Annotated in this window: 22 protein-coding genes and 1 tRNA gene; 11 read left to right on the top strand and 12 right to left on the bottom strand. The window is 47.6% G+C overall.

Annotated elements, in window-relative coordinates:
* Window positions 1–120: 120 nt before the first annotated feature.
* The 5 genes from FQV43_RS00740 to dnaK all read right to left on the bottom strand — a co-directional run bounded on the left by FQV43_RS00740 (window position 121) and on the right by dnaK (window position 5,897).
* The gene (locus FQV43_RS00740; protein WP_144273678.1) at window positions 121–1,641 is read right to left on the bottom strand and encodes an aldehyde dehydrogenase family protein; all 1,521 of its coding nucleotides are present in this window, start codon (window positions 1,639–1,641) and stop codon (window positions 121–123) included.
* 115 nt (window positions 1,642–1,756) lie between these two features.
* Complete coding sequence (locus tag FQV43_RS00735) at window positions 1,757–2,158, bottom strand: heat shock protein transcriptional repressor HspR (RefSeq protein WP_255455982.1); 402 nt, start codon at window positions 2,156–2,158, stop codon at window positions 1,757–1,759.
* Between the two features lie 18 nt (window positions 2,159–2,176).
* Window positions 2,177–3,346 carry a molecular chaperone DnaJ gene (gene dnaJ / locus FQV43_RS00730; RefSeq protein WP_146338161.1) on the bottom strand — a complete coding sequence of 390 codons (1,170 nt, stop codon included), beginning with the start codon at window positions 3,344–3,346 and terminating at the stop codon, window positions 2,177–2,179.
* Window positions 3,347–3,462: 116 nt separating this feature from the next.
* The gene (gene grpE, locus FQV43_RS00725; protein ID WP_144273676.1) at window positions 3,463–4,071 is read right to left on the bottom strand and encodes a nucleotide exchange factor GrpE; all 609 of its coding nucleotides are present in this window, start codon (window positions 4,069–4,071) and stop codon (window positions 3,463–3,465) included.
* On the bottom strand, window positions 4,068–5,897 hold the full coding sequence (gene dnaK / locus FQV43_RS00720; protein ID WP_144273675.1) for a molecular chaperone DnaK: 1,830 nt from the start codon (window positions 5,895–5,897) through the stop codon (window positions 4,068–4,070). The genes grpE and dnaK overlap by 4 nt, the downstream gene beginning before the upstream one ends.
* A gap of 482 nt (window positions 5,898–6,379) precedes the next feature.
* Here dnaK and FQV43_RS00715 point away from each other — a divergent pair, with 482 nt between their 5' ends.
* Window positions 6,380–7,735 carry an AI-2E family transporter gene (locus tag FQV43_RS00715; RefSeq protein ID WP_146338159.1) on the top strand — a complete coding sequence of 452 codons (1,356 nt, stop codon included), beginning with the start codon at window positions 6,380–6,382 and terminating at the stop codon, window positions 7,733–7,735.
* Window positions 7,736–7,800: 65 nt separating this feature from the next.
* On the opposite strand, the gene FQV43_RS00710 is transcribed toward FQV43_RS00715, so the two are convergent.
* Window positions 7,801–8,955: an ATP-binding protein gene (locus FQV43_RS00710; RefSeq protein ID WP_144273673.1), complete on the bottom strand. Its 1,155-nt coding sequence runs from the start codon at window positions 8,953–8,955 to the stop codon at window positions 7,801–7,803.
* 196 nt (window positions 8,956–9,151) lie between these two features.
* Window positions 9,152–10,756 carry an inorganic phosphate transporter gene (locus FQV43_RS00705; protein WP_246846930.1) on the bottom strand — a complete coding sequence of 535 codons (1,605 nt, stop codon included), beginning with the start codon at window positions 10,754–10,756 and terminating at the stop codon, window positions 9,152–9,154.
* A 535-nt stretch (window positions 10,757–11,291) separates the two neighbouring features.
* Between FQV43_RS00705 and FQV43_RS00700 the strand changes: the two genes are divergently transcribed.
* From FQV43_RS00700 to FQV43_RS00685, 4 genes are all read left to right on the top strand, one after another.
* A complete protein-coding gene (locus FQV43_RS00700; RefSeq protein WP_146338157.1) occupies window positions 11,292–11,795 on the top strand; it encodes a hypothetical protein in 504 nt (167 codons plus the stop codon).
* Between the two features lie 119 nt (window positions 11,796–11,914).
* Window positions 11,915–14,515 carry a (Fe-S)-binding protein gene (locus tag FQV43_RS00695; RefSeq protein ID WP_146340318.1) on the top strand — a complete coding sequence of 867 codons (2,601 nt, stop codon included), beginning with the start codon at window positions 11,915–11,917 and terminating at the stop codon, window positions 14,513–14,515.
* A 129-nt stretch (window positions 14,516–14,644) separates the two neighbouring features.
* A complete protein-coding gene (locus tag FQV43_RS00690) occupies window positions 14,645–15,262 on the top strand; it encodes a DUF1707 domain-containing protein (RefSeq protein ID WP_168195004.1) in 618 nt (205 codons plus the stop codon).
* A gap of 92 nt (window positions 15,263–15,354) precedes the next feature.
* On the top strand, window positions 15,355–16,626 hold the full coding sequence (locus tag FQV43_RS00685; RefSeq protein ID WP_144273670.1) for a pyridoxal phosphate-dependent aminotransferase: 1,272 nt from the start codon (window positions 15,355–15,357) through the stop codon (window positions 16,624–16,626).
* A gap of 80 nt (window positions 16,627–16,706) precedes the next feature.
* Here FQV43_RS00685 and FQV43_RS00680 read toward each other — a convergent pair whose 3' ends face one another.
* On the bottom strand, window positions 16,707–18,029 hold the full coding sequence (locus FQV43_RS00680; protein ID WP_210415248.1) for a UDP-glucose/GDP-mannose dehydrogenase family protein: 1,323 nt from the start codon (window positions 18,027–18,029) through the stop codon (window positions 16,707–16,709).
* 56 nt (window positions 18,030–18,085) lie between these two features.
* Entirely contained in the window at window positions 18,086–18,649 is a 564-nt protein-coding gene (gene dcd / locus FQV43_RS00675; RefSeq protein WP_146338155.1) for a dCTP deaminase, read from the bottom strand.
* Between the two features lie 128 nt (window positions 18,650–18,777).
* Between dcd and FQV43_RS00670 the strand changes: the two genes are divergently transcribed.
* Both FQV43_RS00670 and FQV43_RS00665 read left to right on the top strand, forming a co-directional pair.
* On the top strand, window positions 18,778–20,139 hold the full coding sequence (locus tag FQV43_RS00670; RefSeq protein WP_146338153.1) for an O-acetylhomoserine/O-acetylserine sulfhydrylase: 1,362 nt from the start codon (window positions 18,778–18,780) through the stop codon (window positions 20,137–20,139).
* A gap of 256 nt (window positions 20,140–20,395) precedes the next feature.
* A complete protein-coding gene (locus tag FQV43_RS00665) occupies window positions 20,396–21,787 on the top strand; it encodes a DUF3500 domain-containing protein (RefSeq protein ID WP_146338151.1) in 1,392 nt (463 codons plus the stop codon).
* Here the strand turns inward: FQV43_RS00665 and FQV43_RS00660 are convergent.
* Window positions 21,784–22,437, bottom strand: a complete 654-nt coding sequence (locus FQV43_RS00660; RefSeq protein ID WP_144273665.1) for a response regulator transcription factor — start codon at window positions 22,435–22,437, stop codon at window positions 21,784–21,786. The genes FQV43_RS00665 and FQV43_RS00660 overlap by 4 nt on opposite strands.
* 137 nt (window positions 22,438–22,574) lie before the next feature.
* Complete coding sequence (locus FQV43_RS00655; protein WP_144273664.1) at window positions 22,575–22,883, bottom strand: hypothetical protein; 309 nt, start codon at window positions 22,881–22,883, stop codon at window positions 22,575–22,577.
* Between the two features lie 123 nt (window positions 22,884–23,006).
* Between FQV43_RS00655 and FQV43_RS00650 the strand changes: the two genes are divergently transcribed.
* The 3 genes from FQV43_RS00650 to FQV43_RS00640 all read left to right on the top strand — a co-directional run bounded on the left by FQV43_RS00650 (window position 23,007) and on the right by FQV43_RS00640 (window position 25,066).
* Window positions 23,007–24,056: a sensor histidine kinase gene (locus tag FQV43_RS00650; RefSeq protein ID WP_144273663.1), complete on the top strand. Its 1,050-nt coding sequence runs from the start codon at window positions 23,007–23,009 to the stop codon at window positions 24,054–24,056.
* A 490-nt stretch (window positions 24,057–24,546) separates the two neighbouring features.
* A complete protein-coding gene (locus tag FQV43_RS00645) occupies window positions 24,547–24,726 on the top strand; it encodes a hypothetical protein (protein ID WP_144273662.1) in 180 nt (59 codons plus the stop codon).
* Window positions 24,727–24,993: 267 nt separating this feature from the next.
* Window positions 24,994–25,066 (top strand) — tRNA-Lys (locus tag FQV43_RS00640).
* Between the two features lie 51 nt (window positions 25,067–25,117).
* On the opposite strand, the gene FQV43_RS00635 is transcribed toward FQV43_RS00640, so the two are convergent.
* On the bottom strand, window positions 25,118–25,453 hold the full coding sequence (locus FQV43_RS00635; protein WP_144273661.1) for a helix-turn-helix domain-containing protein: 336 nt from the start codon (window positions 25,451–25,453) through the stop codon (window positions 25,118–25,120).
* Window positions 25,454–25,558: 105 nt separating this feature from the next.
* Between FQV43_RS00635 and FQV43_RS00630 the strand changes: the two genes are divergently transcribed.
* Window positions 25,559–26,554: an NADP-dependent oxidoreductase gene (locus tag FQV43_RS00630; protein ID WP_146338149.1), complete on the top strand. Its 996-nt coding sequence runs from the start codon at window positions 25,559–25,561 to the stop codon at window positions 26,552–26,554.
* The last annotated feature ends 4 nt before the right edge of the window (window positions 26,555–26,558 follow it).

Raw genomic sequence — 26,558 nt, 5'->3', positions numbered from 1 at the left:
TAACCTGCCTGCACAGTGTGGTACGTCGATATGAATAATCAGCACATATGCCCCTGATATTGATTGACTGGTGCAAGACATACTCACACCAGTCAAACCCAACCGCCGTAACGTAGTTGTTTAGAACAAACCTGTGGCATTCTCGTCATAAGAAACAAGAAGATTCTTAGTTTGCTGGTAATGTGCCAGCATCATAAGGTGATTTTCCCGTCCAATACCAGACTCTTTATAGCCACCGAAAGCAGCATGAGCTGGGTAATTGTGATACTGATTGACCCATACTCGTCCTGCCTGAATAGCGCGACCAGCACGGTAAGCAGTATTTTGCTGCCTAGTCCACACGCCAGCACCTAAACCATAGTTCGTGTCATTAGCAATACGGATTGCCTCATCGAAATCCTTGAACGTAGTAACCGAAAGCACTGGTCCAAAAATTTCTTCCTGGAAGATACGCATATCATTTGTTCCCTTGAAGATGGTTGGCTCAATATAGAACCCACCATCAAGCCCCTCAAGTTTATTGATATGCCCACCGGTAAGCACCTCAGCACCTTCTTGAGGACCAAGCTCAAGGTAGCTAGAGATCTTATCGAGCTGTTCCTGGGACGCCTGTGCACCCATCATTGTTTCAGTATCAAGCGGATTACCCAATTTAATTTTCTTCACGCGCTCGACACCAAGAGCAAGGAAGTCGTCGGCAATAGCTTCATGAACCAGCGCACGTGATGGGCAAGTGCAAATCTCGCCCTGATTCAAGGCAAACATCGCAAGACCTTCGACGCACTTATCGCGGAAAGCATCATCTGCCTGCATAATATCCTCGAAGAAAATTGACGGCGATTTACCACCCAACTCGAGAGTCACTGGGATAATTTTATCCGCCGCTGCCTTGTTAATGAGCTTACCAACCTGGGTGGAACCAGTGAACGCAATTTTTCCGATTCGATGAGAAGAAGAAAGCGCAGCACCTGCTTCTTCTCCCAAACCATTAACGATATTTAACACACCTGCCGGTAATAAATCAGCAATAATCTCTACCAAATAAAGCAAGGATGCTGGGGTTTGCTCAGCCGGCTTGAGCACAATGGTGTTACCCGCAGCCAACGCCGGTGCAATTTTCCATGCAGCCATCAAAATAGGAAAGTTCCACGGAATAATCTGCCCAACCACACCAATTGGCTCGTGGAAATGATACGCCACTGTGTTCTCATCTAGCTGCGAAATGCCACCCTCTTGAGCACGAATAGCACCAGCGAAATAACGGAAATGATCCACAGTAAGCGGCAGGTCAGCTGCAAGAGTTTCTCGAACAGCCTTACCGTTATCCCACGTTTCTGCCACGGCAATTTTTTCAAGATTTTCTTCAATACGATCGGCAATTCGATTCAGCACCAAAGCGCGCTCTGCCGGCGACGTAGCACCCCAGGAGCTAGCCGCTGCATGGGCAGCGTCGAGTGCTTTTTCAATATCCTGTGCATCAGAACGTGCTACCTGACAGAAAACCTCACCAGTGACTGGGGTGATGTTATCCATATAACGACCTGCTACAGGAGCAACCCAATCACCACCGATGAAATTGTCATAGCGATCGCGGAATTCCACAATTGCGCCTGGTGTACCTGGATTAGCATAAATAGTCATAATTGCCTCACTTATTTCAGCATGATGTATATATGTGGCTTAGCGGTCACATGAACCACATAAGCGACCTACATCACGTTAACACGCTGAGGCAATCTTGACCAGAGGAACCCATTTAGCGCTTTCGAGAACTACGCGGCTCCCATAACACCACTGCTGTCGATCGCGGTACATGCACTATCTCACCACGCGACCGCACCCCATACTTAAGGAGCTGCTCTTTTTCCTGGCGCAACTGTTTATTCTCCGCCTTCAACCGAGCATTTTCTTTTTTTAAGTCAATAATTGCCTTGATCCCAGCCAAATTAACGCCATCTTCTTGACTAAGGCGTTGCACGGTGCGCAACAGCTCAACGTCGTCAAGCGAATAACGACGCCCACCCCCAGAAGTTCGCTGCGGAGTAACCAATCCGAGCCGATCATAGGTACGCAATGTCTGTGCGTGCATTCCTGCCAGCTCAGCAGCAACAGAAATAACAAACACTTCCTCAAAATCTTTGCCATTGGATTCAGACACAGCTCTCACCTCCAATTCTTAAGCTCCGGCCCAACCTGCACGCGGATCATAACCGGCATCTCGGGCAGTTTGTGCAAAACTACGCAAGGTGCTCATCGCAGCAGGATCAAGATCCGTAGGAATTACTACCTCAACTTTTACTAGAAGATCGCCTGTTTCACCACCACGCTTCGCAATACCACGACCGCGCACTCTCAGCACTCGACCATTAGGGGTACCAGCTGGTATTTTTAAGCGAACACTATGCTCAAGTGTGGGAACAGAAATTGTTTCCCCTAGAGTCAATTCGGTAAACGAAACAGGAACAGTCACCTCAAGATCATCACCACTGCGGGTAAAAATAGGATCTGGTTTGACTTTCACATTGACAAATAAATCGCCTGCTGGGGCACCATGAGGACCAGCCTCACCCTGACCAGCTAAACGTACTTTTTGTCCGTCGATAACGCCAACTGGAATACGCACTGTGATGGAACGAGTTTTGTGTACTGTTCCTTTCCCGTCGCAATCGAGACAAGGATCGGTAATTTTTGTACCTGTGCCATCGCAATCAGTACACGGAGCCGAAAACCCAAATGCTCCTCGATTTTCGGAAGTAAAACCAGTACCAGAACAAGTAGTGCAGGTTGTTTTTTTAGCGCTTTGCGAACCTGAACCATGACACGTAGTGCAGGGCGCGTCTCCTGTTAATTTCAGTGGGATGGTTGTCCCTTGCGCCGCTTCCCGGAACTCAAGTGTGACATCAGTTTCTACGTCTGCACCTCGAGTAGGGCGCGGTGAACGTGGCTTATAGGCGCGTGTAGTATCGCGGTTAAAGAAAGTGCCAAAAATATCACCCAGGTTTGTGTCGCTAAAGTTTCCTTGGCGTGCACGTGCTGCACCAAGAAAATCACCTAGGTCGGAAAAATCAAAGCCTGCTTGAGTGCTATACCCATGAGCTTTATTGCTGGCAAGTAACGCACGAAACTCATCATATTCTTTGCGTTTACTCTCGTTACCTAAGACATCGTAGGCTTGAGCTGCACGCTTGAATTTTTCTTCGGCTGCCTTGTTTCCCGGGTTTGAGTCCGGATGATTCTCACGAGCTATTTTGCGATAGGCTTTTTTTATTTCTGCTTCACTCGCCGTTGTGTTCACGCCTAGGTCTTGATAAAAATCTTGTTCTATCCATTCATTTTTGGGTGTCATCTTGCTCCCTCCTTTCAGTTTTCCAAGATCAAAGATGCACGATTAAAGATGAGAGAAAAATCGAGGCCTCTCCTTACCAAAGGCAACAGGAAAGACCTCGTAACTCATGCGATACGTTATTCTGTATCGTCTTCTGCAGTTGATTCCGCTTCTGAATCAACTGGATCAACGATAATGACCATTGCGGTACGCAATAAGCGCTCTTCTACCTGGTAGCCAAGTCGAAGGACAGTGCCAATGTACTTATCGTCGCCAGTAGAGAGGTCTTGCACAGCCTCATGACGCTCAGGATCAAATACCTCGCCAGCTGCACCAAAAGGTGTGACCTTAAAAGTATCTAAAACTGACACGAACTTATCACGGAAACTTTTGAGCGGTCCTTGTTCAAGATCACCATGTTGCTCCGCAAGCTCCAAATCATCCAGAATTGGCAACAATTGCGTGAGTACCTGAGCTTTTACATTTTCCACTCCAGCTTTACGCTCACGTTCCGTACGCCTACGGTAGTTGGCATATTCTGCAGATAGGCGTTGCAAATCTTCAGTACGTTCTGCCAACTGATCCTCAAGCGACGGTTGTGTGTCCTCTTCAGTTTCTGCAGTTTCTTCAACCGTGTCAGTTGAGTCCACTTCAGCTTCTGCGCCTGGATCTGCGTCTTTGAGCTGTGCCTCTAGATTTTCGAGCACCTCGTCGGCATGCTCATCTAGATTGTTGTGTTCGCTCACTTTTTGTCTTCTTCCTCATCAATAACTTCAGCATCCACTACATTCGGATCAGCATTATCGGCCTGCGCTGCAGCCGCTTTTGCTGCCTCTGCCTCGTAGATTAGCTTGCCAAGTTCTTGTGACTCAGTAGAAAGCTTTTCGACGGCACTCTTAATCGCTTCGATGTCGTCTCCCTTAAGAGCCTCATCAACAGCGTCTGCTGCTTCAGTAATCTTGGTCTTGAGTTCATCAGATGCCTTATCACCATTCTCCTCAAGGAACTGGCGAGTCTGGTGTGCCAACAGCTCTGCAGAGTTGCGAGTCTCTTGCTCCTCACGACGCTTCTTATCTTCATCAGCGTGAGCCTCAGCATCTTTGATCATGCGATCAATTTCTTCCTGAGACAAGCCGGAACCGTCTTGAATCTTGATGGTGTTCTCTTTGCCAGTTCCCTTATCCTTTGCGGAAACAGAAACAATACCGTTAGCGTCAATGTCGAAGGTAACCTCAATCTGTGGCAAACCACGTGGTGCAGGAGCAATTCCGCCAAGCTCAAAGGAACCGAGCAGCTTGTTTGCAGAAGCAATCTCACGCTCGCCCTGGTACACCTGGATTTGTACTGATGGCTGGTTATCTTCAGCAGTGGTGAATGTCTCTGAGCGCTTGGTTGGAATAGTGGTGTTGCGCTCGATGAGCTTAGTCATCACGCCACCTTTGGTTTCAATGCCCAAAGACAATGGGGTGACGTCGAGAAGCAAAACATCCTTTACTTCACCGCGAAGTACACCTGCCTGAAGTGCAGCACCGACGGCAACAACCTCATCTGGGTTCACACCCTTGTTTGGCTCACGACCACCGGTGAGTTCTTTAACGAGGTCAGACACAGCTGGCATACGGGTAGAACCACCCACAAGCACCACATGGTCAATCTCATTTACGGAAATACCGGCATCTTTAACCACCTGGTTGAAAGGAGCCTTGGTGCGGTCAAGCAAATCTTGAGTGATCTTCTGGAACTCAGTACGAGAAAGAGTCTCATCAAGGAATAGTGGGTTCTTGTCAGCATCCACAGTGATGTATGGCAAGTTAATTGTGGCGGACTGTGAAGCGGAAAGCTCAATCTTTGCTTTTTCAGCAGCTTCGCGTAGACGCTGCATAGCCATCTTGTCTTTAGAAAGATCTACGCCATGAGCTGTCTTGAACTTGTTGATAAGCCATTCCACAATGCGGTTGTCCCAGTCGTCACCACCGAGGTCATTGTCACCAGCGGTTGCGCGAACCTCTACCACGCCGTCACCGATCTCTAGGAGGGAAACGTCGAAAGTACCACCACCAAGGTCGAATACCAAGATGGTCTGCTCTTTCTCGCCCTTTTCTAGACCATAAGCCAAAGCAGCAGCAGTAGGCTCATTGACGATACGCAAAACATTCAAGCCAGCAATCTGACCTGCTTCTTTGGTTGCCTGACGCTGTGAATCGGAGAAGTATGCCGGAACGGTGATAACCGCATCGGTGACATCCTCACCGAGGTATGCCTCAGCGTCTCGCTTGAGCTTCATGAGGGTACGAGCGGAAATTTCCTGTGGGGTGTAGCTCTTATCATCAATAGCTACTGTCCAATCTGTACCAATATGGCGCTTAACAGAGCGAATAGTGCGATCCACGTTAGTGACAGCCTGGTTCTTTGCAGACTGACCGACGAGCACCTCACCATTTTTAGCAAATGCCACCACGGATGGGGTGGTGCGTGCGCCCTCTGAGTTGGCGATAACTACTGGCTCGCCACCTTCGAGAACAGAAACAACTGAGTTTGTAGTACCAAGGTCAATACCTACTGCGCGACCCATGATTTTCCTCTTTTCTAGTAATGTACGTTTGTTTTTATCTTTTGTTCTTGCGCCAAGCCCGAAAGCGGGTTCGGAAATGAGAAAAGTTGATAGAACTTAACTCAACTCCCTTGAGCAACTATAGCCACCATACCTAAAGCATTGAGCCTATGCCACTCAACCTGACACTTACACTAACGCACCCACCCCTAAAGTTGTTCCCACCAGACTCAACTTTTTATATTACCGCTGCTCACAGGCAGATAAAATCAGCTTGTTTCATTCTGAAACAGTCCGTTTGCGATGGATTCTATTTAGCGCCATTTGTCACTATTCATCACCATCGAATACCGCCACCCGTCGCCACCATAACTACATCAGGACTAGACGCTCATCGAGAAAACAAAAAATAATGTATAAAGCTCTCATTTTATGGCAGACTAAAAGGCGAACATATGAAAATACAATAAGACGTAACCGTCAGGATGAATAAACGAGAAAAAATGAATGATTCCGCTAACCCTGGTGCTGCACACAATGCCGTACCACTTTCAGCATCACACGCCAAAGATACTGACTTGATTGACATTGCCAGCCCCACAGCTGACCACTCCACAGCAGCAAACCCAATCGACCGCGCTCACCTGCTCGGTTCTGATATGCGTCGAGTAGCAGGCTGGGCAATGCGGTTCATCATCACCGCCATTGCAGCAGTTATTGCCTGGAAAGGGCTAGCACTTATCTGGACAATTATCCTTCCAATCATATTGGCGCTGCTCGTCACCACCGTACTATGGCCCCCTGTTCGTTGGTTACGCGCACGAAAAGTCCCAGCCTCCTTGGCAACCATTTCCGTTATTCTGGGTTTCTTCTTAATAATCGGTGGCGTCTTTAGTGCGATTGCCCCAATGGTTACCAGCCAGTCCAAGGATCTTTTCGCGAGAGTCCAAGAGGGTATTCACCGAGTCCAAGAATTAGTGCAGCAAGAACCGCTCAACCTCGATGCGAGCAGGCTCAATCAGCTCACTACCGAAATCACCAATTTCTTACAAAGCCGTTCCAAAGACATCACTTCAGGCGTGTTCAGTGGTATTTCCACCGCGTCGTCGATAGCTGTCACACTCGTTTTGGTGCTTATCCTCACATTTTTCTTCCTCAAAGATGGAGATCGTTTCCTCCCGACAGTACGCAGCTTTATCGGACCGGGCGTGGGCTGGCACATTTCCGAAGCACTAACCCGAGTATGGAATACCCTCACTGGTTTCATCCGCACCCAAGCCATCGTTTCGCTTGTCGACGCCATTCTCATCGGTATCGGCCTGCTTATCCTCAAAGTACCCCTTGCGCTAGCACTTGCGGTTATCACATTCTTCGCTGGCTTTATTCCCATTGTTGGTGCTTTTACCGCTGGCGCACTCGCTGCACTTATCGCATTAGTAAGTCATGGCCTCACCAACGCCATTTTGGTATTGGTGCTTATCGTTCTCGTACAGCAGATTGAAGGAAATGTACTCCAACCAATTCTGCAGTCAAAGGCAATGAATCTGCACCCAGCAATCGTTCTGCTTTCCGTTACCCTCGGCTCCACCCTCTTTGGTGTGATTGGCGCATTCCTTGCAGTACCAGTAGCAGCAACCGTCGCAGTCCTCATTCGCTATCATTCTGAGCTTATTGCACTCAGAGCAGGAGAAATTACGCTTGACGACGTCGTGATTGCCACTACAGAATCTGCAACCCCCGCGAAGAATCCCTCCGAAACATGGAATAGTTTTCGCGAACGGCTCAGCAATTTAGGCAAAAGGCAAAGAAACTCAGATTCAGATACTGCAAAAGAACAAGAAAAGACTGCCAAAGAATAAACTGAGCTAACCTCGGTACCTACAACACAAAGCACTGGGCATGGAGAATCATGCCCAGTGCTTTTCTATTCCCTATTCCTATCCTGCTCACGCACATATTCACGCAGATAGGGTAAGGCAAAATCAATGTGTCCACGCTCAGTTTCCACAATCAGTTCTGCATCTAGAAGCCTTCGTCGATAGTTGCTGATATAAGTTTTAGAACGTCGCATACGTTGTGCAATATCACTAATATGCGAGGGGCCATCATCATATGACATACACCTTAAAAAGGCTTTATCCACATTAGATAGCTCTGATAACGCTGGTTCATGCACTAGTTGCCCTAATTTACGTTTAGCCATTGCAATACTTTCTTGCGCGGCTACACGAGTAATGCAGTTTTCTTCTTTGTTTCGGAAAGAATACTGGCCAACTAACTGAATCATAAAAGGATAACCTTTGCAGGCACGCACTGCCATATCCAGTGCCTCCTCAGACCAGCTGACAGAACTTCCTCGTAGTGGGAGTTCAAGTCCTTGCCTTACATCACTATCACTTACCCGACCAAGCTCTATTCGCGCGGCGCGACGCAGAAAAGTAGCTGGATTAATACTCTCCCCATCATCAAGTCTGTCAGCCAGCAATGGTTTAATTGAAGAGGGAATACCAGCCATAGCAACCGCAATTTCTTCTCTTTCACGAACCAAATGCTGAATGACCACTCCGAAATCGATAAGCTCATTCGTATGTTGATAATGCATCTCATCTAACGTAATCAGTACGCCTGCAGGTGGTTGATTCACGCACACATCAACATTACGCTTATATTCCAGTAAGTCTTTCAATGCATCACGCAAAGAGTACGTAGTCTCTGCCAGAGGTTCGGTACCCCAATTAATACCGCCGCCTATACCTAAAATAGAAAGACTCAATCCAGTAAGCTGTTTCTGATTTTTGGCAAGGATACGTAAAATCCTATTCCGAAGACGCAGCATAAAGCCAGAAGTTGCTGTTTCACTTAAAACAAGCCAACCACGCTGATGTGCTTCATCCTCAAAATCATTCAACAAAGCTGTTTTGCCAATACCACGAGAACCAACGATAAGTGAGATACGCTCATGAGTTCCCGGACCATCATCTAATGAAAAGCGAAAGTCTCGGATAATTTCACTGCGCCCAACAAGTAATGGTGGCGTAGCACCCAATGTGGCATTAAATGGGTTCGGCTGGTAAGTCATACTCATCACTATAGCTAACTGAACTTATGAACTCTTATGAACACTTGTGAACTTTATGAACTTTATGAACTCTATGAACAACTTGCCTTTCAAGGGTTAAGGTGCAAAAACTCCCATGACATCGCCGATGTCATGGGAGTTTGTACTAGAAAAGGCTAACGCACTTTAGCGCAAGCACTAAAGTGCAAACGTGAAATTAGCCCCAAATACCGTTGATAGCAAGTACGGATACTGCAGAAACAATTGCGGCAGCTGGCAAAGTGATTACCCATGCCAAACCGATTGGCTTCATCATGCCCCAGTTAGCTTTCTTCTGGACCAAACCGATACCCAAAATTGCACCAATCAAGATGTGGGTAGAAGACACAGGCAAACCGAGCAAGGACGCGCCCATAACCACTGCAGCTGCAGAAAGCTCGGCAGCGAAACCAGACGCTGGGTGCATTTCAGTAAGTCCAGAACCAACGGTCTGGATAACGAAACGTCCAATGAACCATAGACCAGCAATAAGAGCGACACCACAAGTAACCATAGTTGCAGTCGGCACCTCTGCTTTACCGTTAATGGAATCAGTACGCAGTACGTCGAGCACGGCAGAGAATGGACCGATAGCGTTCGCAATATCGTTAGAACCATGTGAGAACGCAAAAGCAGAAGCGGTGAATACCTGCATCCAAGAGAAGAGGATGAAGGTTGCACGTGGTAGTTCACGGTTCTTCAAGGTACGAGTGAAAATAAATACTGACATCCATACCACTGCAGCGATCATGGCAAGGATGAGGAAGTTACCCAGGTTAGAGAGGTGGAAGTCAAGGTTCTTAAGACCCTTGAACAACATCATTGCACCAATAATTGCTGCACCTACTGCTGCTAACAAAGGCACCCAGTTTTCTAGTGCACGGTGTGTGTTAAGAGCATCACGACGAACATTGAGCTTATGTAGGTCACGGTAGTAATCTGATTCGATGTTATTTGGATCGTAGTTTTCCTCGTTGATAAGCGTCGAATCGCGAAGCATTGCTGAGGTGTAGCTGATCTTCTCTGTTTCGCTCAGGCTCTCAAAGTTCTTCTTGAACTTTTCGTGGAGCTGTGCACGCTCAGATTTAAGAACATCAAGTTCTTTATCTGCTTTGTCGTTGTAATCGAGAATGTTTTTCTTAATTGCGCTGTAGAGCAACCATGCAACAGCACCACCAAGAACAGGAGACAATACCCAGCTCATTGCGATCTGACCGATTTCGCTCCACTGAACCATGTCCCAGCCACCAATACCTTGGCTGAAGCCGAGAGTAAGGGAAGCACCAACGATACCACCGACGATGGAGTGAGTGGTAGACACTGGCCATCCCATGCGGGTAGCCACAAGGAGCCAAATCGCTGCACCGAGCAGTGCAGACATCATGATAAAGGCAAAGTGAAGTGGGTCGAGATCAATCGCGTCAAGATCAACGATGCCAGACTTAACGGTGTCGGTCACCTCGCCACCAGCGAGAACAGCACCTGAAACCTCGAAAATAGCAGCAACAACTAGCGCTTGTTTCATCGACAGTGTTCCAGCACCTACTGAGGTACCAAAAGAGTTAGCAACATCGTTACCGCCGATGTTAAATGCCATGAACACACCAAAAATAATGGTGGTAATGAGGATAGACTTGCTTGCTCCCTCACCAACATAATCAAAGGACCAGAGTAAATAAACAACGAGAGTAACAGCTAACAACCCACCAAAGGTAAGATGCCACCACAAATCAGAGGTGCTCTTTTTGCCAGGTTGTGGAATAGCCATGACATCATTAGACATGAAAATTCAACTTTCATCAGATTACGTACAAAAACGACTCTCGTAGTGTCCAGCATGGAAGTGAACTCAAGGTAAATAGAACTAAGCCATAGAGATAATTCTGGCAAAATGCCGTGTTTTTCCCTTGCCTTTACATAAAAAATGTGAGCAGGCGCACAGATTTAACACACATAACCTGCTGTGTTCTACCAAAATTGACATAGACTAACAAGAACCCCCTCACCTGCACAGACAGGGACGCAAACTGGCATAAAGTGTCCTCTTTTTCACGTTGTTGACGGAGGTGACGCACTCTCTAATCGGTAAAACACCAGGAAAATATCTATATATTTTATAGGTAAAATCTATATGTCAATCTTGGTAGAACACAGCACACATAACCACCCCCTTTTCCCGAAACACCAAACACATAAAGCACACAAGAATAATAAATAGACAGAGCTGTATATATAATATAGACTCTTATTAGACATATCAGTCTACTTTGGGTCATACTAGACATACCAAGCACATAGATGAGTTGAAAGGAATAACGATGCAGCCACAGCTATCAGTGATCATCATTGGCGCTAGCGCAACCGGACTTTACCTTGCAGATCAACTCATGTGCCGCCACAATATATCCATCAAGCACATAGATATGGTTGATCGTCGACCAGCACCCATAGGTATCGCACCTTACTCGCTTACCCAGCACCCTTTAGCAAAAATCGGGCGAACCAGTATCCACCTATTAGGCAATATAGAAGTTGGGCGCGATGTATCTCTGACAGAATTAACACAACTCTACTCACTCGTTCTCGACAGCACTGAACTACAACACGCCTCAGAGTACGAACTATCCACACTCTTAACGCGTCTAGAACAGATACGCCCTACGACGTTCCCCCTTGCCTCCTCTGGTCTAACAGAAATCATCCAAAACCGTAATCTAGCAGTCACACGGTGGGTTAATCCTTTGCAGCTGCCCACCGGTTATAGTTTGTCGCACTGGCGCAACCTTATTGACCGTGCTCATGGCATCCCAGTGTGCGTATAGTTTCTTAGTTTTTCAACAGAATACTCACACCGTAGAATGGGCACAGTGCATCTCTGCATAGGCTCACCCATGATCCGTGCAAAGAGCTATGCAGAAGAAAACCAAGCCCTAAGGATGTGATTGTGGTACCCTCCCCAACCCAGCTCTCTCCTTCTGCAATCCTAGGCATTATTGCGGTCATCATTTCCATTCCAGCATGGTGCTATTTCTTCTTTGCAGGAGCAAAGATCTACCGGCTTATCCGCTCCGGTACTGCCACTACTCCACGCACAAACCAGCCGGTGCGGCGGTTAGCGACAATGCTGCGCAAGGTTTTCTTCCACACTGAACTCGCCCGCAAGCCGCTCGTCGCAGCAGCACATTGGCTGGTCATGATTGGTTTTATCGGCGGATCACTCGTTTTATTCGAGGCGTATATTCAAGTCTTTGCGCCACATAGTGGCTGGTGGCTGCTGCACGAATGGCCGGTCTACCACTTCTGCGAAGAACTCCTTGCTGTAGGAACCATTGTGGGCATTGGCTGCCTTATGGTCATTCGCGCCACTTCCCCAGCACGTTTTTATGGCTCAAATTCCCGTGCCGCTGTGTTCGTGGAATTGGTAGTGCTCATCGAAGGACTGGGAATGTTGCTGGTCAAAGCCGCCAAAATTGCCACCTACGGCGGAGGTAGCGTATGGGCAGACTTCCTCAGCAGATACATTGCACTCTTACTTCCCGCTTCTGCCACCCTGGTCAGTGTTTTTGCCTTAATAAAATTACTCAGCGCCATGATCTGGCTTGGCGCAGTAGCGCACTACATTAACTGGGGTGTTGCCTGGCACCGATTCCTTGCCTTTTTTAACATTTTCTTCCGACGCAACCCCGATGGTTCCCCAGCCCTAGGCGCACTAACCCCCATGGTGTGGAAAGGCAAAGCCCTCACCTTAGATACTCTGGCTGAGCTTGATGAAGGCACTCTCGACAAAGACAACAAAGACAATGCTGACGAGGCGAACCATGTGGAACCGACCGAACCAACCCTAGGCACTGGTACTCTTGCCGATGGTTCCTGGAAAATGCTCCTCGATGCCACTACATGCACTGAATGTGGTCGCTGCCAGGAACAATGCCCGGCATGGAATACCCAAAAGCCTTTGTCGCCCAAGCTGCTCATGACCGATATTCGTGATGCTGCCACAACCAACACCCACGCCAATGTCGATGTTCTCAAACTTGTTGGTGAATCAGCAATCATTAATCCCGACGCGCTGTGGTCATGCACGCATTGCGGTGCTTGCGTGGAGCAATGTCCGGTGGATATTGAGCATATTGACCATGTGGCAAACTTACGCCGTTTCCAAGTTCTCGCCGAATCTGAGTTCCCTTCCGAACTAGCAGGCCTATTCAAGAATCTAGAGGTCAAAGGCAATCCTTGGGGGCGCAATAACACACAGCGCGCAGATTGGATAAGCAAAGCGCGTCGCGACGGTATCGAGGTACCAGTTTTCGGTGAAGATATCCATGATTTTTCCGATACCGAATACCTATTTTGGGTTGGTTGCGCTGGCGCTTTCGACGATGCCGCCCAGCGTACAACTCGCGCAATAGTAGAGTTACTGCATACTGCTGGCGTGAAATTTGCTGTGCTTTCTCGTGGGGAAACCTGCACAGGTGACCCTGCCCGGCGCGCTGGTAACGAGTTTTTATTCCAGCAATTAGCCAAAGAAAATATCAGCACTCTCAATGAGGTTTTTGAGGGGGTAGTTCCTGGTCAGCGCAAGATAATCACGAGTTGCCCGCATTGTTTTAATACGCTGCGCAATGAGTATCCAGATTTTGATGGACATTTTGATGTGTTTCATCATACGCAACTGCTCAACCGTCTGGTTCGTGATAACCGACTCACCCCTATTCCGCGGAGTCCGCACAATCGTGCTCCTATTACTTATCATGATCCTTGTTTCCTCGGGCGACACAATAAGGTTTTTGATCCGCCGAGAGAACTGCTTGGTGTCACCGGTGCCGAGCTTGTGGAGATGGATCGCACCCGCAATGAAGGCTTTTGTTGCGGTGCTGGTGGGGCGCGAATGTTTATGGAAGAAAAACTCGGTACTCGTATCAATGAAAATCGTGCTCAAGAGGCTGTTGCTACTGGTGCTGCAGAAATTGCCGTCGGTTGCCCGTTCTGCAACACGATGCTCACCGGTGGGGTAAAAACTGTAGCGGCACAAGCAGAGACAACACCTGCTGTACGCGATGTTGCGCTTATGCTGCGCGACAGCATACTGATCGACGATAAATTACCTGATCCACAGGCTAAAACTTTCTTAGAAACCCCACGACGCACACCGCGTAAGACTACTCAGGTACCTGCTCAGGCAACCGCCAAAGAGCAGAAAACACCTTCGGCAAAGACCCACAAGGCACCGACAGTAGCGCCACCGGCTAATAGTGGCGACGTGCCAGTTCCACCAGCTCCTGTCCCTCCAGTAGTGCCAGTGATTCCAACACCAACCACGCCGCCGGTTCCTACGGCACCTATTCACCCTGCAGTACCACCAGCACCAGGAGCAAGTTCTGTTCCAGTCCCACCTGTGGCCACGCCGCCGGTTCCTACAGCACCTGCTCAACCTGCAGTACCACAACCACCAACTCCCTCAGTGCCTATACCACCTGGTTCTGCGCTACCACCTGGTATAACTCCGCAGCAAGATACTCAGCCTCAAGCAAAAGAAGAATAGTGTTTGGGCCAGCGGTGAGCGTCGAAAAGCATAATGGGCAGTTAAAAAACTTTCGACGCACACCAATTCCTCGTTGAGGATAAAAATTTCCCTAGCTCAATGGGCTTGCGTCCACTATTATGGAACGGTATGAGCAATCCCAACTTTTCTGATTATCGTATTAGTGATGCAGAGCGTGAACACGCCATTGACCAATTAACTACGCATTGTTCTGAGGGGCGCCTGAGTCTTGACGCCTACGAACAACGTGTCGATCAGGTAATCCAAGCAGTGCTGTATTCAGATTTACTTGCTGTGTTTAGTGATTTACCAGCACCAAGTAGCCCACCTATGGATATCCAGGCAGCTACTCCAGAGCGTACTTATACTGAATCGGAAATTAATGAGCTACGTGTTTCAGGAAGAAGAATCCGTGCAGGTCTAAGCTGTCTTAGTGCTTTGGGTGCCACTTTTTATAGTCTGTATCTCAACGATCCCCTACCATTGGCATTCCTACCTGCGGTTATTATTCTGCTCTACATTATGCGCATTGGTCCAGATTCTTGGTACACGCCTTCGCTTCAGCAGCTTGAGCGTCAGCGCACTCGGGCAATTGCTGCGCAACAACGCAATCAACTTGCACTGATGCGGATGCAGCATCAACAGCAGCAGGCACAGCAGCGTGCTTTATTGCAACAGCGTCGTAATGAGCTCAAACATCAGGTTCTTGATTGGGCGGATGACGCTATCACCCGTTTTAAGCGTTAAAGGCGTATTCTTTCCCTTTTCATCCTTTCCCAAGGATTGCTCTGTGCACTGTATTCTGTGCTTTTCCTAGCGTAAGGGGCTATAGTAATAAAATGACTGAGAAAAAAACTGCCCCTAACGCCACTGCTCCTGCTAAAAAACGCCCGCGTCGTACCTTCGATCAATCAGACAAAATGAAGGATGTGCTCTACGAGATTCGTGGACCAGTTGCGGCAGAGGCTGAGCGTCTCGAACTCGACGGACACCGTATCCTTAAGCTCAATACTGGCAATCCTGCTATTTTCGGTTTTGAGGCTCCCGATGTCATTGTGCGCGATATGATTGCCTCACTCCCCACGGCACAAGGCTACTCTTCCTCCAAAGGCATTATTTCTGCTCGACGTGCAATTGTCACGCGCTATGAGATGACCCCAAATTTCCCGCATTTCGATGTCAATGATGTCTACCTGGGCAATGGTGTTTCTGAGCTCATTACGGTAACCACTCAAGCACTGCTTAACGACGGAGACGAAGTGCTCATCCCTGCCCCTGACTATCCTTTGTGGACCGCGGCTACCTCCCTGGCCGGCGGCAAGCCTGTGCATTATCATTGCGATGAGGAAAATAACTGGTTCCCCGACATTGAAGACATCAAAGCTAAGGTCACTGAGAAAACCAAAGCAATTGTGGTCATCAATCCCAATAATCCTACGGGTGTTGTTTATTCAGAGGAATTGCTCAAGCAAATCGTCGATATTGCTAGAGAACACGACTTACTCATTCTGGCTGATGAGATTTACGACCGGATTCTTTTCGACGATGCCGTACATACGTCCATTGCCAGCCTAGCTCACGACGTTCTCTGCATTACCTACAATGGCTTGTCCAAGGCATACCGCGTCGCAGGATTCCGTGCTGGTTGGATGATTATTACCGGGCCAAAGCACTATGCCCGTGGGTTCATTGAGGGAATTGACCTCTTGGCTGGCACCCGACTATGCCCAAATGTTCCTGCTCAGCACGCTATCCAAACCGCTTTGGGCGGACGCCAGTCTATCTATGACCTCACCCGAGCAGGTGGTAGATTACGAGTACAACGTGATGTCGCGTATGAAGGACTCAATGCTATTCCAGGAATTAGCTGCGTGAAACCCCAAGGGGCACTCTATGCTTTTCCTAAAATTGATCAGAATTATTATGACATTCACGACGACACTCAGCTCATGCTCGATCTGTTGCGTTCGGAAAAGATTTTGCTTGTCCAAGGCACCGGTTTTAATTGGAAAAAACCGGATCATTTCCGATTAGTGTTCTTGCCTTGGGCAAGCGAACTAAGCGAAGCTATCGAAAGAATCGGTAACTTCTTATCCAGCTATAAACAATAGCTAGAGAGATACTGAAGATAGCTGCGCAAATATCTCTCCTTCTTCTAGTAGTGCTGAGAGTCTGTGGACTCTCAGCACTACTAGAGGCTGCGTCCGAGTGCTTTGTATGTCCATCCTGCTGCTTGCCATTGCTTAGGGTCAAGCACATTTCTGCCATCAATAATTGCTTTGGTGCGCACCAAGGCACCTACTTGCACAGGGTCAAGATCACGGAACTCTTGCCATTCTGTGGCTAAAATAACCAAATCCGCATCTTCTAGTGCTGTTAGAGTGCTGTCGGCATAGGTCAGGGTTGGGAAAACTGCACGCGCATTATCCATAGCTTGTGGATCATACACAGTTGTTTGAGCACCATGTAACGAGAGCGAACCTGCCACACTCAACGCTGGTGAGTCACGCACATCATCAGAATTAGGCTTAAAGGCACATCCAAGGACAGTAACATTCTTGCCGATAAGCGAGCCACCAGCAGTTTTCTTAGCTAGCGCAACCAAGTGTTCGCGTCTGCGCATATTGATTGCGTCTACCTCACGCAAAAAGGTCAAGGCTTCATTCGCACCTAGCTCACCAGCGCGTGCCATAAAGGCACGAATATCTTTGGGGAGGCAACCGCCACCAAATCCCAGACCAGCACCGAGGAATTTGTGTCCGATTCTTTCGTCGTAGCCGATAGCGTCTGCTAAGAGCGTAACATCTGCTCCTGCTGCTTCACAGACCTCACTTACTGCGTTAATGAAAGAGATTTTGGTTGCTAAGAAAGCATTGGCGCTCACTTTCACTAATTCAGCAGTGGCAAGGTCGGTGACCAGGAATGGAGTGCCGCGCGAAATGGGCGTGGCGTAGATTTCTTGAGCGCATTCCACGACCCCAGAATTAGATTGCGAGCAACCAATGACAATGCGGTCAGGGCTAATGGTGTCATGCACTGCATAGCCTTCACGCAAAAACTCTGGATTCCAGGCGATTTCCACTCGGGTACCAGGTCGTGATAAAGAATCAGCAAGCTCTTGCAGACCCGCAGCAGTGCCAACCGGGACTGTGGATTTACCAAAGATTATGTGTTCACCCTCAAGAAGCGGCACAAGTTCCTCAATTACCCCCCGCACATAACGCATATCGGCGGCATATGAACCACGTTGTTGCGGGGTACCCACGCAGAGAAAATGCACATGCGCATGGTCGGCAGCATCAGCATAGTTGGTGCTAAAAGCCAAGTGGTTGGCGTCGATATTGCGCTGGAGTACCTCGGGTAGACCTGGCTCGTAAAAAGGAGCCTGACCAGAGGAAAGCAAATCGATTTTGCGCTTATCGACGTCAACGCCAAGTACATCATGTCCAAGTTCTGCCATGCACGCTGCATGGGTTGCACCAAGATAGCCGGTGCCAATAACACTCATCCGCATAGCATTGAACCTAGTGGACACATATGAACACGGGGCAAATAAAATCTAAAAAGCGTTTAACGGAAGTTTAAGTAGGCTTTCGACGGGGTAGGTCCACGCTGTCCTTGATATTTCGAGCCTAATACCCCAGAACCATAAGGCACTTCTGCTGGCGAGGTCATCTGGAATAGTGCCAACTGCCCCACTTTCATACCTGGCCATAGTGTGATGGGCAGATTGGCAACATTGGACAATTCCAAGGTGATATAGCCGCTAAAACCAGGATCGATAAACCCAGCCGTGGAGTGCGTGAGCAACCCTAAGCGCCCCAAGGATGATTTTCCTTCCAACCTGCCTGCTAGGTTCGACGCCAAACTAAACTTTTCCAAGGTAGAGCCCAGAACAAACTCGCCTGGGTGTAGCACAAAAGGCTCATCTTCTGCGACTTCTACCAGGCTGGTGAGCTCGTCTTGCTGCTCTTTAGGGTCAATGTGGGTGTACTTGGAGTTATTAAAGACACGGAAAAATCTATCCATGCGTACGTCAATGCTTGAAGGCTGGATAAGCGCTTCGTCGAAAGGTTCAATACCAAGATCGCCTTGAGTAATAGCTTTACGAATATCTTTATCGGATAGCAACACACCTATAGTGTATATGGAAAAGGTTTTTATTATGTATATCAGGGGCTTATTTTATTATTTCTGCATGAAAAACGGTATATATTCACCTTTTCTTTATTGCAGACTGCTCTGTCTATTATTGTCGAACCATGACTTCTTATGACAACACAGATACAACCCAATGGGGATTCGATACACGACAAATACACGCAGGTCAGCCAGTAGATCCTACAGGTGCCCGTAATCTCCCTATCTACAACACCTCCTCCTATGTGTTCAACTCCGCAGAACACGCCAAACAGCGCTTCGCCTTGGAAGATGCAGGCCCAGTATATTCACGACTGACCAACCCAACCGTGGAAGCCGTCGAAAATCGCATCAATTCTTTGGAGGGCGGAGTGCATACTGTTCTGTTTGCTTCTGGACAGGCAGCAGAAACAGCAGCGATCCTCAACCTTGCGCGCGCAGGCTCCCATATTGTTGCCTCCCCCAGGCTTTATGGTGGAACCGAAACCCTCTTTTCGGTAACTCTAGCCCGCTTAGGAATCACCACCACTTTTGTGGATAATCCTGATGATCCAGAATCTTGGCAGGCAGCAGTGCAAGACAATACTGTGGCTTTTTATGGTGAAACTTTTGCTAACCCCCAGGCAGATATTCTTGATATTCCTGCTGTGGCAGAGGTTGCCCACCGCAATAATGTTCCTTTGATTGTGGACAACACTCTTGCCACCGCAGCTCTTGTGCGTCCGCTAGAACATGGTGCTGATATTGTCGTTGCTTCCCTTACGAAGTTCTACACCGGTAATGGCTCCGGATTGGCTGGTGCGCTCATTGATGGGGGTAGTTTTGATTGGACTGTCACCAACCCTAAGACCGGTGAGCCTATTTTCCCTGATTTTGTCACCCCTGACCCTGCCTATCACGGGTTGAAATATGCTGACCTCGGTGAAGCTGCCTTTGGTCTCAAAGCCAGAGTTGGTCTTTTGCGAGATACCGGCGCCACAGCCTCTGCTTTTAACGCTTGGGTGACAGCTCAGGGATTGGATACTTTGTCTTTGCGGGTGCGTCGTCATAATGAAAATGCAGCGCAGGTTGCCGCTTTCCTTGATGGGCATGAATTGGTGAAAAAGGTTAATTATGCTGGTCTTTCTTCTTCCCCTTGGTATGCGGTGAAAGAAAAGTTGGGGTTGGAATACACCGGATCTGTGCTCTCTTTTGACCTGGACGCTGAGAAAATCACAGGTTCTGCTGATAGCGATGCTGCTCGTGAAACGGCCTGGAAGTTTATTGACGCTTTGCGTTTGCACTCGAATCTTGCGAATGTGGGAGATGTGCGCTCGCTCGTCGTGCATCCTGCAACCACCACACATTCACAGTCTGATGAGGCTGGGCTTGCTTCTGCCGGAATTAACCAGGCAACTATCCGTTTATCTGTGGGTATTGAGGATATTAAGGATATTCTTGCGGATCTTGACCAGGCTTTTAAGGCAGTTGCTGCTGCGAGCTAAGCAACATTGAGCACATAGTATAGGACAGCATAAGGAATGGGTCAGTTATTAGCTATTCGACGCCATTCCTTTGTTCTTCTAGCTCTAGACTTTCCCGTGCGGCTGATGAGCGCAATAGGTACGGTATATGGAACTTTATCCCACAGGGTTAGCTGAGAGTTTCCTGATGTTTAATCAGTAAACTCAGTATCTTTACACCAGTGATACGCAGTGACATATCAGGTTATCCACAGAAATGATTTGTAACTTGATGGTCATGAGAAATAGAAAAATTTTCCTTCCTTTTGTGTCCACTGTCGTTATTGCTGGTCTAGCGTTGAGTGCTTGCTCTCAATCTGAATCCGCTCAGGCTCTCGCAACTAGTACAACAGCTACGAGTACCTCTTCTGCTTCTAGTCAAGATGCAACCGCCGACGCAACTACCACTACCCAAACAATCAAAGACACCGCGGCTGCAGCACAAGAGTTCCTGAACACCCTTTCTGAGGAACAGAAGAACACCATTCTCAAGGATTATACCGATGAGGACAAAACAATTACCTGGTCAAACTTCCCGGTAACTTTCGTACAGCGCGCTGGTATCAACCTCAAAGATCTCAACGATGAACAACGCACCGCAGCCTTGAACGTCCTCAAAGCTCTCCTCAACGACGACGCCTACGCCCAGGTCACAGCAATCATGGAAGGTGATCAGTACCTGCTGGACAACAGCAACTCCACAGAGGATTCCCTTGGTCAGTATTACATTGGTTTCTACGGAAACCCTAGTGATTCTAGTGCTTGGACTCTCCAGTTTGGTGGTCACCACCTGGGCATTAACGCCACCATGAACAAGGACACGCTCACCTTTGCGCCCACGCACCTTGGCACCCAGCCCGCCGAGTTCGTCAATGATAAGGGTGAGACTGTCAAACCTATGGATAAGACCTATGCTGCCGCTTTTGCTTTCTATAACAGCTTGAACGACGACCAGAAATCCAAGCTCTACCAGGGCGAAGAAGTCGCAGCGATGAAATGTGCACCGGGTAGTACCTGTGATTACCCAACGGGCACTGGTATTAAAGGTTCCGATTTGACTGATGCGCAAAAGGATTTGCTTCTCGACGTCGTGGCGCAGTGGGTGGGGCTTGCTGATGAAGAAACCACATCCAAGCAGTTAGAGACTATTCGCCAAACATTAGATGACACCTATATCAACTGGTCAGGTGCTACTACTTATGACATGAATAGTGGAGAGGGTATTTATTTCCAGATTAGTGGTCCAAAGGTTTATATTGAGTTTGCTTGCCAGAATGGTTCAGCCGGTGCTGATGTGGAAGGCGTGATTACCTCTGGTTGGGGCCATGTGCACACTATTTACCGTGATCCGACCAATGACTACGCTAACTCTGCCACCCAGAAAGAAAGTAATGGTCCCGGTGGAGCCGGTGGCCCTGGTGGTCAAGGAGGACCGGGTGGATCTGGCGGAACTAGCGGTTCGGGCGATTCAGGTACCCAAGGCGAACCAAGTGACGCGACCGGAGCGCTACGTAAACCAAGTGAATCAGGCAGTGAAAGTGAAGCAAGTGTGATGGATAGAAAACCACCACAAGGGACACCACCGATGGGCACTCCTGGAAGAACTAATAACTCTGGCAGCAGCATTTAGAGCCTCGCTTTCTGCGCTAGCAGCACTAAAGCTACACGGTCACGACAATGCAACTTTGCCAATAAATTTGAGACGTGCGTTTTAACCGTCGCCCCAGAGATAAACAGTTTTTCTGCTATCTCTGGGTTTGTATGACCTAGTTCAATAAGTTTAAGCACTTCCACTTCGCGAGGTGTCAGCATATTTAATCCTTGGCGTGCCTGACTAGATAGTTCTCCCTGAGTCAACACTGCACGCCAGGACTCAAGCACCGTACCAGTAACTCCAGAAGACAAAACTGATTCACCACGCGCCACAGCGCGTACTCCAGAAATTAACTCCGCAGGATCGGCATCTTTAAGCAAAAAACCATGTGCACCCAGCCGCAAGGCAGTTTCTACATCACGAGGCTCATTGAAAGTAGTAAGCATCAGCACTTTTATTCCCCTCTCAAGAGCAAGTATTTCTCGTAGTGCGCTTAGCCCATCACAATGCGGCATCCGAATATCCAAAATTGCAAGATCAAGATTGTAGCGTTGCGCACAGGAAATAGCTTGATCACCATCATGTGCTGTAGCTACAACCTCCATGTCCTCTTGAGAGTTCAAGATAGTTTTCAGCGCACTCACAAGAAGCGGTTGGTCGTCGGCAAGCATAATACGGATAGACACGTTTCTTACTGTACTTGGTGACCATTATCTTTTACTCCTACCTAGGTAGGAAAAACTTTGCTGTATATTCATCCCATTGATGGAGGAATGAATACAACAAACCTGGCATGATCGAGTCATGAATGAAGAAAAAACAGTTAGTTTGTATCTACGTCTTGAGCTGCTGATCTGGCATCAGAACGAGAACGAATAGCAAAAGACAGCAATAACCACACAAGAAAGAAACCCCAAGTAACCGGAACATAACCCCAGGCAGGTGTCGTGCCAGGAAGAGAGTTAAGTAATGTCCACAGTAACCAGATTCCAATGCCAACAGCAAGGAACACATACCTACTTATGGAACGCGCGCTGATTTCTTTACTTATCAGGATTTTATTGGCACATAATAATACTGTTCCTATTATCAATGCAGCAGCAATACCCGGGAGAGTGTATAACGCAAACATATCTACTAGCCTATCAAGCAAAAATCAGGTGCACGCCCTTGCATTCGTATCTGTTCCATAAATGATGTTTTTGTCTGAAAATCTCGCAAAACTCGCAAATTTTTCTTACCAACATAGGATCCCATGCGCTTTATCCCATTAATTTTTAGTATGCTCTACGCAATCCTCTACCTAATTCAGGCATTGCAACCATCATGGTTGAGCATTACAGATCTCATACTCGCCATATTGCTGTGCATAGCAACAGGATTACTAGAGACAAGAAAATATCTCGTCCTTGGGGCATTCCTTATTCTTGGCAGTGTATGCGCATGGCAATTAGCTTTTATTCACGCATTGCCTAACAATACAGGCATCACCCTATATATAGTCCTTGTCCCTTGGGCTCTTTATAAACTTGCCCGCTCATCACATACCCATAGTGCTGCATTGGGATGCCTCTTTGCCGGGGCAGGATCTATCATTTCACCGCTGATGTGGCGAATTAAAGAATATGACTTTGGTTATGGTCTTACCTATCTTGAGCGCCCACAAGATATTGCGTCAATGCTAGTGGCACACTGGTCAGTCATTCTTCTCGTGTTGCTGTGGGGCAAGCGTGAACGAGAAAAACAAGTGCAAGTTCGAGCAGAAGAACGTACACGTATCGCTGCTGAAGTACATGACACTCTTGCCCATTCTCTCGCTGTGATTCGTATGCAAGCATCAGCTGGAATATACGCCCCAGATCAGGCTCAACAGGCACTACAAACCATTCAACAAATAGCCGGAGAAGGAATTGAAGAGGTACGTACCTTTATCTCCAGTTTGCATTCCGACGCCACCCAAACCAGTCTTGCCACTGTAATTGATAGATTCCGCAGCAGCGGTATGGATATTGACGCTGAGCTGGATAATCATCTTCCACCTTCAACCATCATGTATAAAGCACTCAGCGAAACGCTCACTAACGCCGCAAAACATCAACTTAATGCAAAAGTTTATATACGAGCTACATATAACAAGTCCTTTGAGCTAGATATCTTATCTATTGGTCCCATACAACAAGGAAAAGGCAATGGCATAGGGCTGAAAAATTTACAAGAAAAAATAGCGGCACATGACGGAATCTTCAGTTTTAGAATAGATGGAGAAAAAGCACATACTCATATATGCCTTTCAATAAATAATTAATCAATTCCTCAAACAAAAAGCTCAGTGGAGTCCACTCCGTAAGGAATGGACTCCATATGTTTTAGACATCAAAAACCTTTCCACCCTAATCTGATCCACAAGAGATATCCCACTCATCCCACCAAACCCAAAACCTCTACTACAAAGAACACTATTTCTCATATCCAGTTCTCAGATTCAGTCAAGCAAATAACCTTCAAGAAAAGATTTAGAGTTGTTTAACTTTTGTTAATTTTTAGGTCATACTGGATCGGTATCCCGGAAAAACAACGAAAATCATAAGAAGGAATAAAATTTTTCTAAAAAATTTTCATTAAGTAAACCGCAAGCTAGATGTGCATTTTTGCCCAGACAAAAAGAGAAAATGTGGAGATTTTTCCAATCATGGGTTTGCACCAATGTTTTTGTGATGTAAGGTTAATTACACATTAACTAATTGAACTGTTCCTAGGACAGTTCCCGATCCATTAGGGAAAGGAGCTGAACGCTCATGTCAATCACATTTGGTATCAACAATAAGAAGCTCTCCAACCGATGGAGCCAGATCTTCTCACAATGCGTCGATACCGACGCAGCACCAATGCCAAAGTCCACAACAAAGGATATTGATAACGACAAAGAGATACAATCATTTTTGCGTGAGCAAATGGGTGGCACAATAAAGCAATAAATACCTCTGGTCAACAGAGGCAGGCATAGCCAGCATTATCTTGCATTAAGCGCACGCATCAAAAGGCGTATCACATCATATCCAAAACTTGATGCGATACGCCTTTTCATATTTTCAATAACAATACTCACCACGAAAATATCCAACGCATATCATTTTTTCGCCCACTAAAACACCGTCAACACCTTCCCAAAACAGCAATAAGGTGGGGATTTCACAAAAAGGACATTAGTTGGTAAATTAGTCTCGGTGATTTAATACATCACAGGGCCTTTAGCTCAGTTGGTAGAGCTACGGACTTTTAATCCGCAGGTCCCGGGTTCGAGTCCCGGAGGGCCCACAAAACCTCTTTAGCTTTTTATTTAGCTAGAGAGTTTTTTATATCCGTAGATTACGGTAAAAGATACTCTTCGCCCCAATCCTGTAATGCGAGCAGCACAGGGATCAATGCTTTTCCCGATTCTGTAAGGTAATACGCTTGCCGTGCCCTTGCACCCGCTTCCCGATATTCATTGCGAGCAATTATTCCTGCCCGCTCAAACGTCTTGAGTCTCGTCGAGAGTAAATTTTTAGGACACCCAAGGCTTTGCTGTATCTCACTAAACTTGTTCATCCCGCGCGCAAGGTCACGCAGAATAAGCAAACTCCACTTTTCGCCAATAATTGCCACTGTGCGCGCTATGGGACATTGGGTTAGCGACGGATTTTCATGATTTCCTTTTGACAATTTTCTCCACCCTCAGCTAAGTTTATTTTATAAACCTAGCATAGTCTATTGAACTGTTGTCGCATAATGCGCACCCTCCCAACCATCAAAAATAAAGGAGAAAACATGAAAGCACTAGCACTGACCGCATATAACAAACCATTCGAGTGGCTCGAATCCCCCATACCCGAACCAGACACTCATCAAATAACTGTAGAAATAAAAGCAGTAGGCATTAACCCCTTGGATAACATGATTCAGCAGGGACAATTTAAGCAACTATTCCCATACAAACTACCGATGATCATGGGAAATGAGTTTTCTGGCATTATCACAAAAGTTGGCAGTGGCGTCAGCAATTGGAAAGTAGGCGATGAGGTTTTTGCCCGCCCAGATATCCTCACCCTCGGGGCATTTGCCGAGTTTGTCAATGTCGATGTGGCAGATATTGCACCGAAACCATCGCAGCTGTCCTGGGAACAAGCTGCCTCGATTCCTTTGGTATTACTCACTGCGATTCAGGCATTCACGGAGAAAACACAGATCAGTGCAGGATCAAAAGTATTTATCCAAGGCGGCGCTGGCGGCCTAGGCTCCATTGCGGTACAAGTCGCCAAATATCTTGGCGCAACTGTAGCCACCACAGTGAGCACCAAAGATGTCGAGCTCGCACATGATTTGGGCGCCGATATTGTGGTTGACTATCGCACGCAGCGATATGAGGATTATGTCCAAGATTTCGATGTCGTACTCGATACACTCGGCGGCGAAGAAACATTGCGCGCAATGCACACCCTTAAGGCGGGTGGCACATTGCTGAGCGTCGTCGCAGCTCCTGATGCGGAATTTGCCGCACAACTTGGTAAACCACTCTTGAAACCGGTCATGAGTTTCCTCAGCCGCAAGCAGCGTAAAGCCGCCAAACAACACAACGTGACCTACAAATTCCTATTCATGCATGCCAGCGGTCACCAGCTAGAGCAATTCACCCCAGCGCTTAACGATGGTTCCATCCGCCCGGTTGTAGGTGAAATTTTCGCTTTCGACGACCTTCCTCAGGCAATCGCACAGCTTAGTGCCAAACGTAGCAGCTCAGGAAAAATTGTTGCAGTGCGGCAATGACATT

It is taken from the genome of Corynebacterium sp. sy039, from assembly GCF_007904105.1.
In the GTDB taxonomy this organism is placed as follows: Bacteria; Actinomycetota; Actinomycetes; order Mycobacteriales; family Mycobacteriaceae; genus Corynebacterium.
Note: the sequence above shows the minus strand (reverse complement) of the source record. Positions and strands in the feature narration are given on the sequence as shown.

What these genes read in the sequence shown, in the direction of transcription:
- FQV43_RS00740 (WP_144273678.1), bottom strand. Translation starts at nt 1,641, where the DNA reads ATGACTATTTATGCTAATCCAGGTACACCAGGCGCAATTGTGGAATTC.
- dnaJ (WP_146338161.1), bottom strand. Translation starts at nt 3,346, where the DNA reads ATGACACCCAAAAATGAATGGATAGAACAAGATTTTTATCAAGACCTA.
- dnaK (WP_144273675.1), bottom strand. Translation starts at nt 5,897, where the DNA reads ATGGGTCGCGCAGTAGGTATTGACCTTGGTACTACAAACTCAGTTGTT.
- FQV43_RS00715 (WP_146338159.1), top strand. Translation starts at nt 6,380, where the DNA reads ATGAATGATTCCGCTAACCCTGGTGCTGCACACAATGCCGTACCACTT.
- FQV43_RS00710 (WP_144273673.1), bottom strand. Translation starts at nt 8,955, where the DNA reads ATGACTTACCAGCCGAACCCATTTAATGCCACATTGGGTGCTACGCCA.
- FQV43_RS00705 (WP_246846930.1), bottom strand. Translation starts at nt 10,756, where the DNA reads ATGTCTAATGATGTCATGGCTATTCCACAACCTGGCAAAAAGAGCACC.
- FQV43_RS00700 (WP_146338157.1), top strand. Translation starts at nt 11,292, where the DNA reads ATGCAGCCACAGCTATCAGTGATCATCATTGGCGCTAGCGCAACCGGA.
- FQV43_RS00690 (WP_168195004.1), top strand. Translation starts at nt 14,645, where the DNA reads ATGAGCAATCCCAACTTTTCTGATTATCGTATTAGTGATGCAGAGCGT.
- FQV43_RS00685 (WP_144273670.1), top strand. Translation starts at nt 15,355, where the DNA reads ATGACTGAGAAAAAAACTGCCCCTAACGCCACTGCTCCTGCTAAAAAA.
- FQV43_RS00680 (WP_210415248.1), bottom strand. Translation starts at nt 18,029, where the DNA reads ATGCGGATGAGTGTTATTGGCACCGGCTATCTTGGTGCAACCCATGCA.
- FQV43_RS00670 (WP_146338153.1), top strand. Translation starts at nt 18,778, where the DNA reads ATGACTTCTTATGACAACACAGATACAACCCAATGGGGATTCGATACA.
- FQV43_RS00665 (WP_146338151.1), top strand. Translation starts at nt 20,396, where the DNA reads ATGAGAAATAGAAAAATTTTCCTTCCTTTTGTGTCCACTGTCGTTATT.
- FQV43_RS00655 (WP_144273664.1), bottom strand. Translation starts at nt 22,883, where the DNA reads ATGTTTGCGTTATACACTCTCCCGGGTATTGCTGCTGCATTGATAATA.
- FQV43_RS00650 (WP_144273663.1), top strand. Translation starts at nt 23,007, where the DNA reads ATGCGCTTTATCCCATTAATTTTTAGTATGCTCTACGCAATCCTCTAC.
- FQV43_RS00645 (WP_144273662.1), top strand. Translation starts at nt 24,547, where the DNA reads ATGTCAATCACATTTGGTATCAACAATAAGAAGCTCTCCAACCGATGG.
- FQV43_RS00630 (WP_146338149.1), top strand. Translation starts at nt 25,559, where the DNA reads ATGAAAGCACTAGCACTGACCGCATATAACAAACCATTCGAGTGGCTC.